Annotated in this window: 1 protein-coding gene; it reads right to left on the reverse strand. The window is 37.8% G+C overall.

Annotated elements, in window-relative coordinates; all coding sequences use genetic code 11:
- Positions 1 to 224: 224 nt before the first annotated feature.
- Positions 225 to 542: phosphate/phosphite/phosphonate ABC transporter substrate-binding protein (locus tag AC1DUA_RS40285; protein WP_477504969.1), on the reverse strand; the 318-nt coding region annotated here is incomplete at its 5' end.

Consider the following 542-nt stretch of genomic DNA (forward strand, 5'->3'; position numbering starts at 1 on the left):
CTTCATTTTTGCTGCTTATAAGCTTTTCGAACATTTCCATTTTCACCCCACTATGATATATGACAAGTCCAGGTAAACGTTTGTCATGCAAAAGTAAAAAAAAATTTACCGGACGTGCCACATTCATAGTATGCAAGCGTAGAAATGCGTAGAATTGAAAAAACCTCTACATGATCTCGAATGAGTTCATGTAGAGGTTTTGTTTGGTTAAGAGGGGATGAGGTTTATTTCAAGCCCATCTCTTTGTTAGCATCACGAACGATATTGAAATCTTCATCTTTAGCTACAACATAACCTTTATGTGTGTAAACATCAAAAATGATTTTTTGGCCTTCTGGATCGCTACCAAGTGCTAGGAAAGCGTCTTGGATTTTCTTTTTCCAAGCTGCATCCATATCGGAGCGAACAGCGATCGTATCGTTAGGGATTTTGTCAGAGAAAGCTAGAACTTTCGTTTGTTTGAAAATGTCTGGGTAATCTTTGATCATGTTCGTACGAATATCTTGGAATACACCTACAGCATCAACTTGACCGTTAAGAAG

The organism is Paenibacillus sp. 01T422 (genome assembly GCF_056398785.1).